Below are 15,540 nucleotides of genomic sequence, written 5' to 3' on the forward strand. Positions count from 1 at the left end.
TCGCACACGCAACGCAGCGGTTGCATCACAGTTTGTAAGCCTGTTTGGGCAGCCGATACGCAAGATCCATCGCTACCTCCACCGCTTCGTCTTCCTCCAACCGATGCTCGGCGACCAGCTTGGCCAGGAACGCGCTGTCTACGCGCCGCGCGACATCGTGGCGGGCCGGGATCGACAGGAATGCACGCGTGTCGTCGTTGAAACCCACCGTGTTGTAAAAACCGGCGCTGGCCAGGGTCTGCTCGCGGAAGCGCCACATGCCCTCCGGCGCGTCATGGAACCACCATGCCGGGCCCAGCAGCAGCGAGGGGTAATGGCCGGCCAAAGGTGCCAGTTCGCGGCTGTAGCTGGTTTCGTCAAGGGTGAACACGATCAGGCGCAGGCGCGGGTCGTTGCCGTAGCGATCCAGCAATGGTTTGAGCGCATGCACATAGTCGGTGCGCATCGGAATATCGGCGCCCTTGTCGCGCCCGTAACGCTCAAACAACGGCCGGTTGTGATTGCGAAAGCAGCCCGGATGCAGCTGCATCACCAGGCCATCGTCCAGGCTCATCGCCGCCATTTCGGTCAGCACCTGCGCGCGGAACAGCTCGGCCTGTTCCGGCGTGGCAGCGCCGCGCACCACGGTGTCGAACAGGCGTTGCGCCTCGCCCGGCGACAGGTCGGCGGTGGCGGCACTGGGATGGCCATGATCGGTGGAGGTCGCGCCATGCGCGGCGAAGAATGCGCGGCGTTGCCGATGCGCGCGCAGGTAGCCTGGCCAGGTCAGCACGTCTTCGCCGGTAAGCGCGCCGAACTGCTGCAGCGCACCGGCAAACTGCTCATGCTCCGGGTCCACCACCGGGTCCGGGCGGTACGCGGTCACCACGCGGCCAGCCCAGCCGCTGTCGCGAATGGTCGCGTGATGCTGCAGCGTGTCCAGCGGCGATTCGGTGGTGGCGATCACCTCGATGGCGAAACGCTCGAACAGCGCACGCGGACGAAAACCTGGCGTCTGCAGCGCGGCGGTGATGTGGTCGTAGTAATGATCGGCAGTGCCGGCATCCAGGCGGATGCGCAACTCGAAGACGCTGTGGAAGACATGGTTGAGCCATACCGCCGACGGTGTGCCGCGCAGCAACGTGTAGTGCGCAGCAAACACGCGCCAGGCCGCGCGCGGGTCCACCGGCGCGCGCGTGCCATCGGCGTGCGGGATGCCCAACGCATCCAGGTCGATGCCCTGGCTGTACAACATGCGGAACACGTAGTGATCGGGCACCAGCAACAGTTCGGTGGCATTGGCGAACGCGGCATTGGTCGCGAACCAGGCCGGGTCGGTATGGCCGTGCGGGCTGATGATCGGCAGCGTGGCGATCTGCGCATACAACCGGCGCGCAATCGCCCGCGTGCCGGGGTCGGCCGGCAACAGGCGGTCGTCGTGCAAGGTCAGCGGGAAGGAGGTGGGCATGGGGTCGGGGCACCGAACAGTTGAGATGGGTCGTGCAACGCGCGCGTCAGGGCGCAGGCGTGCCGGGATGGGCAGCGACGTAATCGCGCAACCAGGTCAGCGCCGGGCGCTCGCTGCCATCGCCACGCACCAGATAGGCGGCTTCCTTCTCGCGCCACAGGCCGGGGCGGAATCCCCACAGCGTGATGCCGCGCACCGCCGGGTGCTCCCAGAAGATCGGAAACACGCGCTGGTAATCGACCAGCTGCTGCGCATCGCTTGGCCCATCCAGGTCGAATTCGGTGATGTAGATCGGCAAGCCCGTGGCGGCCAATGCATCCAGATTGGTGCGATGCACCGACATCGCCACGTTTGGCGTGGTCTCGAATGCATGCTCCTGGATGCCGATGGCATCGACCAACTGTTCGCGCTGCAGCAACCGCACGATCTGCAGATATTTCTGCGTGGCCTGCGTGTTGTTGGTGATGCTGTAGTCGTTGATCATCAGCTTGGTGTGCGGAAAGTGCTGGCGCGCGAGCCGAAACGACTGCAGTACCCACTCCCAGCCGCTGGCGCCGTCACCGCCGAGCGCCTGCAGATAATTGCCGCCGCCGGTGTCGGCCTTGCTGGGCGGGTCGTTGAGCGGCTCGTTGACCACTTCCAGCAGATCGATGTCCGGGTAGCGCTGGGCCACGGCGGCAAACCATTGCTCGATCTCGCGGCGCTGCTCGGCCGGGGGCAAGCTCTTGATCCATTCCGGCTGCTGATTGCCCCACACCATCACATGCATCTGGAACGGCATGCCGTTGGCTTTTGCGAACCGGTAAGCGGTATCCAATGTGCGCCAGTCCATCTGGTCGCGTACCGCCTCTACCGTGCCCCACTTGCCGCCGTTTTCCGGGGTGAGCTTGTTCCAGTACTGCGCAAAGCCCTGCGCCTGTTGCGGGCTGTAGGCGCTACCCAGAAACTTGGACGCGCCCGCTGCCAGCGGCGCGGCTTGCGCCACCGATGCGATACTTGCTGCCAGCAACAGTGCGATTCTCGCGGTGTGCAGGGACATGACGATTCCTCAGGAAGATGGAGGCGTTGCGGTGGCCGCAGGCAGCTGCGCCGGCTGCAGCCGCGGCACCAGCGCATGCACGAGGGCCAATGCCAACAGGTAGGCCGAGCCGGCCATCAGAAACACCGGCACGTAGCTGCCGGTTGCCTGCAGTAAAAACCCGATGAAGGTGGCGATCAACATGCCGCCCACTGCGCCGGCAAATCCGCCGATGCCCACCACGGTGGCCACCGCATGCCGCGGAAACATGTCCGAGGGCAGCGTAAACAGATTGGCCGACCAGCCCTGGTGCGCAGCGGTGGCCAGGCCGATCAGACCCACCGCGAGCCACAGGTTGTCTGCGCGTGCGGCAAACACGATCGGCACCACCGCCACGGCGCAGATCAGCATCGCAGTCTTGCGCGCACGGTTCACGCTCCAGCCGCGCGCGATGAAGCGCCCGGCAACCCAGCCACCGGCGATGCTGCCGATATCGGCCAGCACGAAGATCACGATCAATGGCGCACCCAGCTGCAGCAGACTCAGGCCGTACTCGGCATGCAGGAATTTCGGCAACCAGAACAGGAAGAACCACCAGATCGGGTCGGTGATGAACTTGCCCAGCACGAACGCCCAGGCCTGGCGATGCCGCAGCACCTGCAGCCACGACAACCGCGCTTGCACCGGCTCATGCGCATCGCTGCGGATATGCGCCAGTTCCGCGCTCGACAGGCCGGGTTGCTGCTCGGGCGCGTGGTAACTGCACCACCACACCACCAGCCAGGTAGCGCTCAAGATGCCGGTGAACAGAAAGGCCGCCTGCCAGCCCCACGCGGTGGCGATCACCGGCACCAGCAGCGGCGCGACGATGGCACCGATGTTGGAGCCGGAATTGAAGATGCCGGTGGCCAGCGCGCGCTCGCGTCGCGGGAACCATTCGGCCACAGTCTTGAGCGCGGCGGGAAAGTTGCCCGACTCGCCCAGCCCCAGGAAAAACCGCGCAATCGCAAAGCCCACCACGCTGGTGGCCAACGCATGGCCCATCGCCGCCAGACTCCACACCCCGATCGCCAACGCATAGCCCAGCCGTGTCCCGAAGCGGTCGATCACCGCACCGCTGCACAACAGGCCCAGCGCATAGGCCGCCTGAAACGCGGTGACGATGTAACCGTACTGGATCTCGTTCCAGCCGATCTGCGTCTGCAGAAACGGCGCCAGCACGCCCAGCACCTGACGGTCCACGTAGTTGATGGTGGTCGCTGCCAGCAGCAGCGCGCAGACGCGCCAGCGCACCCGCCCCAGGCGCGCCCCGGCGCCGGCAGCATCGACCGCAGGCGCATCGCTCATGGGCACGGCTCCTGCCGGCCCACCACCGCCGCGCATGCACGCCGGCAATTGCTGCAGTACCTGGCAGCATTAGCGGGCGCATGCCGCTCGCTTGCGCGTTGTCCGATTCGATTCATCGATCACTGCACCTGCACAAAGGTGGCCTTGCGCCACGGGTGATAGCGCTACCATTACCATGCTACTCGCCCGAATCCATCGCGCACTGCAGCACGTCGTCACCGTTCGTCCGCATGCCAGGCAGCGAGGCAACGCCAACGCGCTATGCCCCCGCAACTATGCTGCCCTGCAGCGTGATGTTCTGAATTTGGTAGCGCTAACATCCAGCGCCACTGATCGCCCGTCTCCCCCATCGCATCATCGTCGCGCCGATTCCGGGCAGCGGCACTCCCTACGCAGGGGCGATGCGTGGGACATCTGCTCACCTGTTAGGGAAGGGAATACGGTGAAGAACAGCTACGCACGAACCGCGTTGTCCTGCGCGTTGGGGTCCATCCTGCTGGGCATGACCAGCACTGCCGCCTGGGCACAGTCCACCGACGCCGACAGCGCCGCACAAACGCCACCGGCCACGGCCGGCAACAATGACGCAGTGACCCAGCTCGACACCGTCACCGTTTCCGGCTACCGACGCAGCATCCAGTTTTCCACCGATGCCAAGCGCGACTCGGTCGGCTTTGCCGACACCGTGTTTGCCGAGGACATCGGCAAATTTCCGGACATGAATATCGCCGAGTCGCTCAACCGCATCCCCGGCGTGCAGCTGGCGCGCGACGTCAACGGCGAAGGCCTCAACATCGCCATCCGCGGCCTGGGCACCAGCTTCACCAAGACCACGCTCAACGGCGCCAGCATCGCCACCGCCTCGATCGGTCTGAATGCGCAGAACCAGAATCGCGAAGTCGATCTGAACCTGTTTCCCACCGAATTCTTCACCCAGCTCACCGTGAGCAAGACGCCCACCGCCAGCATGCTCGAAGGCGGCGTCTCCGGTGTGGTGGACATGCGCAGCGCGCGTCCATTCGATCGCCCCGGCGTGCACTTCACCTACCAGGCGCAGGCCGACTGGAACAGCACCAGCGAAAAGACCACCCCGCGTGGCGCCTTCATGGGCAGCTGGACCAACGAAGCAGGCACGCTCGGCGCGTTGTTCGGCGTGGCCTCGGTGCGCAGCAAGCTGGGCGTGCGCGGCTTCGAAAGCGTGGGCTGGACCAACCCCGGCCTCACCTATACCCAATGCGGGCTCACCCCGCCTGCAGGCACGCCGGCGACCAATCAGCCGGCGGCCTGCAACGTCAACGGCGGCGGCAACTGGCGCATTCCAGACCGCGTGCCGGCCACCGCCGGCAGCGGCTTGACCACCGGCGAAACCATCGACGCGGCATGGCTGCTGGCACGCAACCCGGGCTTGAGCATCGACCAGATCAGCGATGCGTTGATTCCGCGCCTGGGCCGCAGCGTGTACATGAATGGCGATCGCGACCGCGATGCGTCGGTGATGTCGCTGGAATGGCGGCCCTCCGACAGCATGCATTTCTACCTGGACACGCTGTATTCCGAAGCCAAGCGCACCACCGAGCGGATCAGCATGAATCTGATCGGCCGCAACGGCAACATGATCCCGCTGGGCATGCAGCTGGATCAGAACAACGTAGTCACCAGCGCCACCTTCGCCAACGCGCAGTATTTCCTGGAAGCGCGCCCATACCGCGAAGAGGTCAAGTTCTGGAGCGTCAATCCCGGTGCCGAACTGCTGTTCGGTGCCGAGCAGGACATCAAGCTCAACGTGCAGGCCAATGCCACGCGTAGCTGGCTGGATCGCGAGTCGCCCAGCATCCTGGTCACCTCGCCGTTCACCACGGTCGATTACCGCAACCAAGGCGACGACCGCCCGTCGATCAGCAGCCCGCTGGATCTCAACGACCCGAACCTGGGCTGGAGCTGGAGCGGCGGCCGGGTCAATATCCAGAACGAAAAACGCGTCACCCAGACCCGTGGTGGACGTGCCGATCTGCAGTTCGGCGAAGACAAGCGCAACATCAAGATCGGCGCTGCCTACGACCAGGCCGAGCGCACCATTCGCGGCTTCGACAACAGCATCGCCTGGGAGCAGGTGGTGTGTCGCGGCGGTGGCGGCAACGTGTGCAACGGCGGCCCTGGTTCGGCGATCCCGAATGCGGCCCTGGCCAGTTATCTGCGGCCAGGCCCGGGCGGCTTCATCACTGCCGATTTCAACCGTTTCCTGGGCGACACCAACTATTACGCGCTACGCGATTCCGCCCCGGAAACCAACTCCGCCAACACCGGCGCCTCGGCCGGCGGCATCCGCGAAAAGAACCTGGGTTTCTATATCGAAACCAATGCCGAAACCGAAGTGTGGAACCGCACGCTGCGCTTCAACGCCGGTGTGCGTTACGTCACCACCGACCAGACCATCACCGGCCCGGTCACCATCAACGGCATCCGCCGCGTGCAGGTGCTCGACTCCGATTACGCCGAAACCCTGCCCTCGTTCAACGCAGCCTGGGATGTGGCCGACAATGTGGTACTGCGCCTGTCCAGCTCGCGCACGCTCACGCGCCCGGACCCGAGCGCGATGTTGCCCAACACCAATTTCAGCGACCCGTCCGCACAGACCGCGACCCAGGGCAATCCAAACCTGGCGCCGTATCTGTCCACCAATGTCGACTTCGGCGGCGAGTGGTACACCGGCGGCGAAGGCTATGTGGGTCTGACGCTGTTCAACAAGCGCATCAGCGGCTTCACCGTCAACGGCGTGCGGCGCATTCCCTTCAACGATCTTGGTGTGCCCTACGAGAGCCTGCTGCCGATCCAGCAAGCCGGGCTGGACCAGCGCGGTGGCCCCAATGCCGCCACGGTGGACGTGCAGACCCAGGTCAACGCCGATGGCGTGCTCAACATCCGCGGCACCGAAGCGATCTGGGTGCAGCCGTTGGACAAGCTGGTCGACGGCATGGGCTTCAGCGTGAACTACACCCATGTCACCCAATCTTCGGAAGGCGAAGGCATCCCCGCGGTGGCCGTCGGTGTGGCGCCCAATCTGTGGAACGGCACCGTGTACTGGGAAAAGAACGCCGCCTCGGTGCGCCTGTCCTACACCTGGAACGACGACATGGTGATCTCCGGCGCCAACCAGAACGGCATCCCGTACGCACGCCTGAATGCCGATGCACGCGGCCAGCTGGATCTATCGGCCAGCTACGCGCTGGACTGGTTGCCTTCCAAGCCGCAACTCACGCTCAACGTCACCAACATCACCGACGAGCCGTTGCGCACCACCTATGCGTGGCCCAACGCTACCTACGACCTGTACGAACCCGGGCGCACCGTCATGCTCGGCATCCGCGGCACGTTTTGACGGTGTCCATCGAGACGCGCTCGCCGCTGGTTGCCGGGTGTAGCGGGTGTTCGGACTGCACGCGTGCTGCGCGTGCACTCCGTCTGACGCGCGCCGTCCAACCTGCCTGCGCGACGGCACACGACGTTTTGCCCGACACTTCAGGCGCTGTGCCTGCAACCGCGATCCAGAGCGATCGCGGCCAGCGGCGTAGCGCGCGCCGCGGCGTTTTCCGTAGCACTCTTCGAGCTCGCCTCACCTCATGAACGATCGATCACAGCAGCTCTCCGTGCGCGAAAAGATCGGCTACAGCCTGGGCGACCTGGCTGCCAATCTGATCTTCCAGACGCTGGTGACGTTTTTGGCGTTTTTCTACACCGACGTGTTCCGCATCCCGGCGAGCGCGGCGGCCACGTTGATCTTCGTGGTCGGCCTGCTCGGCGCGTTCGTGTTTACGCCCATCATCGGCATCCTGGCCGATCGCACCCGCACCCGCTGGGGCAAGTTTCGCCCGTGGATCCTGTGGACCGCGCTGCCATTCGGCGCACTGTCGCTGGCGGCCTTCAACACACCTGCGCTGGGCGAGCACGGCAAGATCACCTACGCCTTCGCCACCTACACCTTGCTGATGCTGGTCTACGTGGCCAACAACCTGCCGTATTCGGCGCTGAGCGGCGTGCTCACCGGCAGCATGGAGCAGCGCAACAGTTTGTCGGCGTATCGCTTTCTGGCGGTGACGTTTGCGCAGTTCATCATCCAGGTCCTGCTGCTGCCGCTGGTGCTGATCCTGGGCAACGGCGACAAGGCGCAAGGCTTTCGCAACACCATGGGGTTGTTCGCCGCGGTCGGCACGCTGTGCTTTCTGATCACCTTTTTCACCACCCGCGAGCGCGTGCTGCCGATCGCCGAACAACGCAGCAGCGTGCGGCAGGACCTCACCGACCTGGTGCGCAACAAACCCTGGCTGGTGATGCTGGCACTGACCATTCTGGTCTTCATCAATCTCGCCATGAAGGGCGGGATGTACATCTACTACTTCAAGTATTATCTCGATGCGGGCGCGCTGACCCACTTTCTCGATGCCGCAGGATTCAACCGGTTTATTGCCGCAATCAACAGCGTGCTGACCGGTGCCGGCATGAGCGCCTTGCAGTGGCCGCAAGACGCGCCGACCTCGGCGTTCAGTGTGTTCAGTGCCGGCGGCATCCTGGCCATGATCGTGGGCATCGGGTTTTCCAAACACCTGGCCGACCGCTACGGCAAGCGCAATGTGTTTGGTGGGGCACTGCTGATTTCCACGCTGTTTCTATTAGCGTTCTATGTGTATCCGCCCACCGCGATCGGCTGGGTATTCGGCTCCTATGTGCTGCACGGCTTTTTCTACGGCATCACCATCCCGCTGCTGTGGGCGATGATTGCCGACGTGGCCGATTACTCGGAGTGGAAGAACCACCGCCGCGCCACTGCCATCATTTTTTCGGCGATGTTGTGCGGCCTGAAAATCGGGCTGAGCGTCGGCGGCGCACTGGTCGCCGGCCTGCTCGCCTTCTATGGCTACGACGCTGCGCTGCCGCAGCAAAGCGGCGCGGTCACCGACGGCATTCGATTAGCCATCAGCGTGTATGCGTCCATCCCGTTCCTGCTCGGCACCGCGCTACTGGTGTTTTACGAGATCGACAAACCGCTGGAATCCCGTATCGAACGCGAACTGGGCGTGCGCCGTCAGGCCGCTCCGCTCGCGTCGCCCTAACCCCTTCCTTCCACCTCATGCACAGGTCCGCGCATGTCCGATGAACTGCAAGCCGCCACACTGCAGGCGCTGGCGCGCACCGCCATTTCCGCACCGCTGGTCACCCATCTCTACACCGCCGACCCGTCCGCACACGTCTTCGATGGCGCGCTGTACATCTATCCCTCGCACGACATCGATGCCGGCGTGGCCTTCAGCGACGACGGCTCGCATTTCGGCATGGAGGATTACCACGTCTTTCGCATGGCGCATCCCGACGCACCAGTCGAAGACCTGGGCGAAGTGCTGCACGTGCGCGACGTGCCGTGGGCCCAGCGCCAGATGTGGGCACCGGATGCAGCGCAACGCAATGGCAAGACCTATTTGTATTTCCCGGCAAAGCGCGCCGACGGCATCTTCCAGATCGGCGTGGCGGTCGGCGACCAACCACAAGGCCCCTTCATCGCCGAAGCCGAACCGATCACCGGCACCTACTCAATCGACCCGGCCGTCTTCGCCGACGACGATGGCGCGCATTACCTGTACTTCGGCGGCATCTGGGGTGGTCAGCTGCAGCACTATCGAGACAACCGCTACGCGCAGACCAACCAGGAACCGATGGGCGATGCGCCCGCACTGGGCCCGCGCGTGGCGCGCCTGCACGAGAGCATGACCGCACTGGCCGAACCCACGCGCGAGATCGTCATTCTCGACGAACACGGCACCCCGCTACGCGCCGACGACCTCGACCGTCGCTTCTTCGAAGGGCCCTGGCTGCACCGCCACGCCGGTCGCTATTACCTGTCGTATTCCACCGGCGATACGCACCTGATCTGCTACGCCACCAGCGACTCGCCGTATGGCCCATTCCGCTACCAGGGCGTGCTGATGCAGCCGGTGATCGGCTGGACCACCCACCACTCCATCTGCGCCTTCGACGGCCAGTGGTATCTGTTCTATCACGATGCCGTGGTATCGGGCGGCCAGACCCATCTGCGCAACATCAAGATGGCACCGCTGGAGCATCTGGCGGATGGAACGATTGCGACGATTTATCCGTACGGGAAAGATGCTGTCTCGCCTTGGTGAGATGGCGGTGGCGATCAAGTTCGCTGCTGTCTGTCCATCAAGGCGGCGCCAGCCGAATGCGCATCAGCGCGGCCGACAGAACGACATGCTCATGACCAGGCAGGCTCGGCCGGTCCTGGCCGCGGCACCAACCACCCGCACACTCCAGTGCTGAGTATGCCGTTCACATCCCTCTGACGACTGCTCGTGATGTGTCAGTCGCTGTAAGGCAATGCTCATCAAGTCCCCCGCGCCTGTCATTCTCGCGAACGCAGAAGCTCCAAGGCCTTGCAAGGCAGCGATTTACGTCCATGGCCTCCCGCTACCGTCGGGATGACAAGACTTATGCAGCGTTGCCCTAAGAGCGCTCCCGACCCCGCACCGGCATAGCACCTGATCGTCACGCTCGCGAGCCAGTTGTCGAGCACGATGTGGGAGATCGTGCAAACCTGCCTGCTACCGCCCGTGACCACCGCAGCCATCGCATTCTTCAATACGTCCGAGCCGTCCTTGCAAGGGTAGAGCCCGTCAACCAACGGGAACCCACCGCGCCTTTCGATAGGCAGCGCATTGCACGCTGCATCCACACGCATCGTCGCAACGTATGCCCCTGCACTGAGACTGTTGAGAGAGGTTGCCATGCGCCAGGCGTCGATGCTGTTCTTACTCACCCTTGCGTGCTACGGCAATGCAAGCGGCAGCGAGCCGCGCGCCGCACTGCCCCGCGCAGACAGCGTTGACGTGCCGCGCTTCATGGGCGACTGGTATGTCATCGCACATATTCCAACCCGTCCAGAACGCAAAGCCTACGACGCAGTAGAGAGTTATGCGCTGCGACCGGATGGCCGTATCCAGACCACCTTCACCTTCCGCAAAGGCAGCTTCCAGGCCCCGCTCAAGTCCATGCACCCGATCGGCCAAGTCGCAGAGAATGGCAACGGCGCGCTATGGAGCATGCAATTTCTCTGGCCGTTCAAGGCCGAATATGTCATCGCCTGGCGCGATGCCGACTACACCCAGACCATCGTGGCGCGCAGCAAGCGCGATTATGTCTGGTATATGGCACGGACCCCGCAGGTCTCCGATGCCGACTATCAGCAGGCGCTCGCGCGCATTGCGGCGATGGGCTACGACGTGTCACACCTGCGACGCGTCCCGCAATCGTCGCGTTGATGTGGCCTAACCTGTTGGAGAGCCCGCACGCCACGCGCTCCAACGCACCTGCCGCGCACATCAGACGTCTTTGGTGTCTACAGAAAATTCCCATCCATCGTTCAATCCACCCAAGGGCTTTGCTTCCGTTGCCAACTCCTCCTCGAAGGCGCAAATCGCCTTGTACGTCGGCACCATGGTCGGGTACACCGTGACATCCATCGGAAACGCGGTGTTTTCCGGGTAATGGCAGCAACGCACCTTCTGCTCGAAGCGCAGCAACGTCACCGAAAATTCCAGTGCAGACTCTTTGCTCGGGAACACCACTGAAAACGCAATCTCGCGCGGCTTGGAAAGATCCACGCCCTGCTGCGCAATGTGCCACAAGGTGTCGCCATTATCGTCTTTAGGATACAGCTCCGGATTCCGCTGCATGGTTGATTCGCTCTGTGACGCCTGGTTGGCCGATACAGAAGCTTAGCGCCTTGGCTTATATGGTGTCTTCTCTAAGCTGAGCTTATGACATCAAATGCAAGCGGAAGATTTATCAACCTGATTTTTTTGCGCTACCGAGACTCATCGGCTCACTAACCAACGTATTTGAGTTTCCTGAGCATTCCGGTGGCCTGGAATTTCTGCATATTGACCGTCACCTCTGCGGCATGGCATCGATAACCGAAAGAGCGCGAGAATTCCAGGCCTGCATCTTGACTCATCTATGTATCGGTAGCACACTTCTGCACGGAGCGTAGCAACTCCACAAACAGCGGTGCCACCCTCCGTGAAGCGGTGGTTTTTTGTGCCTGATGTTCGGGCACATGCTCGGCGTCTCCACGCCGGGAGGGCGGCGAATACAACACCCGCAAGGGAAATAAGCCCGCCGTCTGTTTGCGGTTGCTAACCTCCCGGCATCCCGCCGCATCGTGCGGCGGAAGCCTGTCCGGAGAGTTGAGCATGGAGCAGTCTCTGTTCGGGTATTATCTGCTGCCGGAAGACGCGCAGCTTCGCTTATTGCAAACGCGTGATCATCTGCGCTTTCTGGCAACGCTGGCGCAGCCAAGCGCAACCATCACGAGTCATTTAAATGAGCCACGTGTGAGCCTGGATGCACTCGCATTCTGCTTTGATCTGTTGGCTGAGCAGTTGGAAAGCGTCTTGAACCAAACCCTTACACCGGATGATCTGCTAGGGCCGAATGCGATGCCGTAGCACTTCATACTAGTTCTTTCTCATTTGGACGAAAGCGTGAAAGCAATGCTTGCTATCAAATGCGGCCGTAACATCAGCTAGGCAGTCAGTGCTGAGGCAACGACCTTTGCAACGACTGAGACAAATAGCGCCAATAGAAATTTCGTTAGCGCCGCGAAACCATTTTTTTGATTCGCGCTAGCAGCTTTTTTTATGAGATTTTTATCGCCGTTTGTAAGAGACAGATAAGAAAGTTGCGACCATCTATCAAGTGAATCTTCTGCAGCACTACCTAAATGATGAGCTAGGCGGTAAGCAGAGAACAATCCTACAAATGAAAACAGAGTAAATGTTGCGAGCTGATGAAGAGTTGCACCAGAGGGTACGAAATATTCAGCAGTCTGGTAAATAATATAGGCAACAAAAGCGCCAGTTACATAACGCGCCATCACCGGAATGTAATGCGACCTCCTTACTATGTACTTCCAAAGCTTTGATGTATCGCCTTTGTCAAGACCTTCAAACCATTGATCTGCCGTATTAAGCAAGCTACGTGCTACCGAATAGTCTACATATTTAACATTTACTACAGCGGTCCGATTTCCCATAGTGCGTAGAATTTTTGGCATATGAAAAGGCATATTTTCACGCATCTGGCTTTCCACAGCTATTCTAGATGCCAAACGGACCGATATTGTGTAGCCTTGTGGCTTCTCAACTTTTGGTAAAACTATAAGAAAATTGTAAGTAAGGAGCACGCTTTCGACCGCACTTGTTGTTCCTGCATTAAAACTCGCAAATCGCTCAAATGAACTATATGTTTCCTGAGTGTCGTTAACGTAGTAAACCTTGACTGAACAATTTGACGCTTTGACATTGTACTGCTCGCAGCACTGCGAAATTCTGAAATCCAGCTGCTCAAAGTCTGAAAGAATAGTTTGGAAGGGCTCGTTGTAAGACTTAGAAACATCCTCAGTTTTTCCGGTCAATTCATGGTAAATCCCCTGAAGAAGTTGAATGCTTACTTTTGTCTCATTTGGCGTACCTTCGCCTACGACCGCTAGATCGCCACTAGATCCTGACCCTGAGGTTTCCCCACATTTCTTCCTGCGAGATCAAGTACTTGCTGGATCAGGATGTGGAAGAAGGTGCGCGCATGGTGCACGCTTCAAGGTGACTAAGCCAGAGAAGAGTGCCGACCATGCGCGCCAGCGAAGTATTGCAGAAGTGCCTGTCTCACTCACTCTCTGGCATGCATGCATTACGTCGACGCGCCTTGCTTGGCGCGGTTGAGGCGCTGTTGCACGGAGGCCGGCTGACCTTGATCGACATTGCACGCGCATGGCCAGGCGCGAGGCGGGTACGTGCGCCCCTCAAGGCATGCGACCGCCTGCTGCGCAATCGCACGTTGCAGGGCGAACGATCCGTGATCGAGCGGGACATGGCGCATTGGCTGCTGCGCGGCGCGCAGCCGGTGATCGTCATCGACTGGAGCGATCTAAAGCCGGACAAGTCATGGTGTCTGCTGCGCGCAGCCGTGCCGATCGGTGGGCGCACGCTCACGTTGCTGGACATGGTGGTTGCTGGGAAACAGCAAGGCTCGCCTGGTGCGGAGAAGCGTTTTCTGCAACACCTCAAGGAACTGATTCCAGACGATGTGCGTCCAATCCTGGTCACGGATGCCGGATTCCGCACGCCGTGGTTTCGCGCGGTCTCGGCGATGGGCTGGGATTGGGTCGGGCGTCTGCGCGGACGCACGCAGGTCAAGCCGCAAGACGTGCCCGATGATGCAGCGCAATGGATCGATAGCCGACGCTTGCATGGGCTGGCGTCCAACCGTGCACACGCATTGCCACCGATGCAGGCCAATCGCAGCGATCCACTCGATTGCCGTCTGGTGCTCTATGCCAAGACACCGCAGGGACGTCAGCAACGCAATCGACGCTCACCTGCCAAGGTCTCGCGCGCATCATCAAGTTTGAAAGCAGCAGCGCGTGAGCGCGAGCCGTGGCTGATCGTCGCCTCCCCACAACTGCAAGCGCCCAGCGCAAAGCAGTTGGTCAACCTGTACGCACGAAGGATGCAGATCGAGCTGGCATTTCGGGATCTGAAGTCGCATCGCTACGGTCAGGCGATGGAAGACAGCCTGACCCGTCGCGGTGAGCGCTTGCAGATCCTGTTGTTGCTCAATACGCTGGCCACCTTCGCCAGCTGGCTGGCAGGACTGGGCTGCGAAGCCACCGGCATCGCGCACTGGCTGTCGCCCCGCAACAGTCAGCGCAAGCTCTACTCGACACTGCGTGTCGGCCGCGAGGCGTTGATCCGACGTTGGCCCATGGAACCTGTCTCACGCTGGCTAGAACGCTTGCGCTCACTGCCCGACGCAGTGCGCGAGCAGATGACCCTGGTACCTTAAAAACGTGGGGATACCTAAGATCCTGACCCTAGTACTTTGTCGTTATTTGCAGTGCTCATAAAACCTCTAAATTTATAAAAAGCAACGCTCAAATTAGCTAAATGGAGCGATGGCCTAAAATTTCTCTATCTGCAACCAAAGTCATTTTTCAGAGTAGCTTTTCAATAATTAAGACTTGAGGGGTAATTACTCAACTAGGCGAGCCATAGTTACCCGATATCAAGGCACCCAGACCAGATTCATCAGCTGCGGGTCGGCGGTCACCTTGACCAGCTTACCGCTGGGGCCGAACTGCACCTGGTACTCGGCGAAGCTGTCGCGCCAGTAGCGCCACAGCGAGGCTTCCAGATTCGGGTTCTCGCTGCTGATCGGGTAGCCGACCGCCATAAGCACCTGTTCGCGGGTCATGCCACCGGTGAGCTTGCCGTCCACGATGGCCTGGCGGATCTTCGGCGGGAAGGTGGCGAGCTTGAGCTTGGGATCGGTGGTGACGATGTAGCGGGCGGCGAAGGCGGTGTTGTCCAGGTCGCGGCTGTAATCGTTGCCGATGGACTGCTTTTCGCCGGCGATCTTGAGGTTGACGCGGTTACGGCCAAAGCCGGTGACGCTGACCGGGGTGCCGACGGGGAGCATGCGCTTGCCGTCTTCGGCGTAGTTGCTGTCGCTGATCCAGCTGCCGTCGGTGCGCAGGTTGCAGCACAGAAAGCCGTCGTACTTGGCCACATCGGCGGCCGAGGCCAGGTTGGCGGCGGTGAGCAGGCTCAGGGCCAGCAGGGAAGAATGCAAACGCATCGTAAAGACTCCTTTCTCGACGGCCGTG

General features: G+C 61.5%; 12 protein-coding genes. 6 read left to right on the forward strand and 6 right to left on the reverse strand.

All coding sequences use genetic code 11. The annotated features are described in order from the left end of the window. Window positions 1-25 precede the first annotated feature (25 nt). The 3 genes from uxaC to ACCQ06_RS22440 are packed head-to-tail and all read right to left on the reverse strand — an operon-like array spanning window position 26 to window position 3,812. Complete coding sequence (uxaC, locus tag ACCQ06_RS22430; protein WP_316689519.1) at window positions 26-1,447, reverse strand: glucuronate isomerase; 1,422 nt, start codon at window positions 1,445-1,447, stop codon at window positions 26-28. 46 nt (window positions 1,448-1,493) lie between these two features. Beyond that, entirely contained in the window at window positions 1,494-2,486 is a 993-nt protein-coding gene (locus ACCQ06_RS22435; protein ID WP_316689521.1) for an endo-1,4-beta-xylanase, read from the reverse strand. Between the two features lie 9 nt (window positions 2,487-2,495). After that, window positions 2,496-3,812 carry an MFS transporter gene (locus tag ACCQ06_RS22440; RefSeq protein WP_316689522.1) on the reverse strand — a complete coding sequence of 439 codons (1,317 nt, stop codon included), beginning with the start codon at window positions 3,810-3,812 and terminating at the stop codon, window positions 2,496-2,498. 442 nt (window positions 3,813-4,254) lie between these two features. On the opposite strand from ACCQ06_RS22440, the gene ACCQ06_RS22445 reads away from it, so the two are divergent. From ACCQ06_RS22445 to ACCQ06_RS22460, 4 genes are all read left to right on the forward strand, one after another. Then, window positions 4,255-7,188, forward strand: a complete 2,934-nt coding sequence (locus ACCQ06_RS22445; protein ID WP_316689523.1) for a TonB-dependent receptor — start codon at window positions 4,255-4,257, stop codon at window positions 7,186-7,188. Between the two features lie 241 nt (window positions 7,189-7,429). Further along, window positions 7,430-8,917, forward strand: a complete 1,488-nt coding sequence (locus tag ACCQ06_RS22450; RefSeq protein ID WP_316689525.1) for an MFS transporter — start codon at window positions 7,430-7,432, stop codon at window positions 8,915-8,917. A 33-nt stretch (window positions 8,918-8,950) separates the two neighbouring features. Further along, a complete protein-coding gene (locus tag ACCQ06_RS22455; RefSeq protein ID WP_316689526.1) occupies window positions 8,951-9,985 on the forward strand; it encodes a glycoside hydrolase family 43 protein in 1,035 nt (344 codons plus the stop codon). Window positions 9,986-10,603: 618 nt separating this feature from the next. Next, entirely contained in the window at window positions 10,604-11,137 is a 534-nt protein-coding gene (locus tag ACCQ06_RS22460) for a lipocalin family protein (RefSeq protein ID WP_316689528.1), read from the forward strand. Window positions 11,138-11,197: 60 nt separating this feature from the next. Here ACCQ06_RS22460 and ACCQ06_RS22465 read toward each other — a convergent pair whose 3' ends face one another. Beyond that, entirely contained in the window at window positions 11,198-11,551 is a 354-nt protein-coding gene (locus tag ACCQ06_RS22465) for a ribonuclease E inhibitor RraB (RefSeq protein WP_316689529.1), read from the reverse strand. Between the two features lie 519 nt (window positions 11,552-12,070). On the opposite strand from ACCQ06_RS22465, the gene ACCQ06_RS22470 reads away from it, so the two are divergent. Continuing rightward, window positions 12,071-12,325, forward strand: coding sequence for an XAC0095 family protein (locus tag ACCQ06_RS22470; protein WP_316689530.1), 255 nt, complete (start codon window positions 12,071-12,073; stop codon window positions 12,323-12,325). Between the two features lie 77 nt (window positions 12,326-12,402). Here the strand turns inward: ACCQ06_RS22470 and ACCQ06_RS22475 are convergent, their stop codons facing one another. Then, entirely contained in the window at window positions 12,403-13,293 is an 891-nt protein-coding gene (locus tag ACCQ06_RS22475) for a hypothetical protein (protein ID WP_316689532.1), read from the reverse strand. 212 nt (window positions 13,294-13,505) lie between these two features. Here ACCQ06_RS22475 and ACCQ06_RS22480 point away from each other — a divergent pair, with 212 nt between their 5' ends. Continuing rightward, window positions 13,506-14,720, forward strand: a complete 1,215-nt coding sequence (locus ACCQ06_RS22480; RefSeq protein ID WP_316686182.1) for an IS4 family transposase — start codon at window positions 13,506-13,508, stop codon at window positions 14,718-14,720. 219 nt (window positions 14,721-14,939) lie between these two features. Here the strand turns inward: ACCQ06_RS22480 and ACCQ06_RS22485 are convergent, their stop codons facing one another. Next, window positions 14,940-15,512 (reverse strand): hypothetical protein, encoded by a 573-nt coding sequence (locus ACCQ06_RS22485; protein ID WP_316689535.1) that lies wholly within the window; start codon window positions 15,510-15,512, stop codon window positions 14,940-14,942. Window positions 15,513-15,540: the final 28 nt, after the last annotated feature.

Origin of the sequence: Xanthomonas sp. NCPPB 4467 (assembly GCF_041475665.2) — a bacterium.
Classification (GTDB): Bacteria; Pseudomonadota; Gammaproteobacteria; order Xanthomonadales; family Xanthomonadaceae; genus Xanthomonas; species Xanthomonas dyei.

Excerpts from the sequence above, each read along its gene's own strand:
- ACCQ06_RS22435 (WP_316689521.1), bottom strand. The coding sequence starts at position 2,486 with ATGTCCCTGCACACCGCGAGAATCGCACTGTTGCTGGCAGCAAGTATC.
- ACCQ06_RS22480 (WP_316686182.1), top strand. The coding sequence starts at position 13,506 with ATGCGCGCCAGCGAAGTATTGCAGAAGTGCCTGTCTCACTCACTCTCT.
- ACCQ06_RS22450 (WP_316689525.1), top strand. The coding sequence starts at position 7,430 with ATGAACGATCGATCACAGCAGCTCTCCGTGCGCGAAAAGATCGGCTAC.
- ACCQ06_RS22485 (WP_316689535.1), bottom strand. The coding sequence starts at position 15,512 with ATGCGTTTGCATTCTTCCCTGCTGGCCCTGAGCCTGCTCACCGCCGCC.
- ACCQ06_RS22455 (WP_316689526.1), top strand. The coding sequence starts at position 8,951 with ATGTCCGATGAACTGCAAGCCGCCACACTGCAGGCGCTGGCGCGCACC.
- ACCQ06_RS22465 (WP_316689529.1), bottom strand. The coding sequence starts at position 11,551 with ATGCAGCGGAATCCGGAGCTGTATCCTAAAGACGATAATGGCGACACC.
- uxaC (WP_316689519.1), bottom strand. The coding sequence starts at position 1,447 with ATGCCCACCTCCTTCCCGCTGACCTTGCACGACGACCGCCTGTTGCCG.
- ACCQ06_RS22440 (WP_316689522.1), bottom strand. The coding sequence starts at position 3,812 with ATGAGCGATGCGCCTGCGGTCGATGCTGCCGGCGCCGGGGCGCGCCTG.
- ACCQ06_RS22460 (WP_316689528.1), top strand. The coding sequence starts at position 10,604 with ATGCGCCAGGCGTCGATGCTGTTCTTACTCACCCTTGCGTGCTACGGC.
- ACCQ06_RS22470 (WP_316689530.1), top strand. The coding sequence starts at position 12,071 with ATGGAGCAGTCTCTGTTCGGGTATTATCTGCTGCCGGAAGACGCGCAG.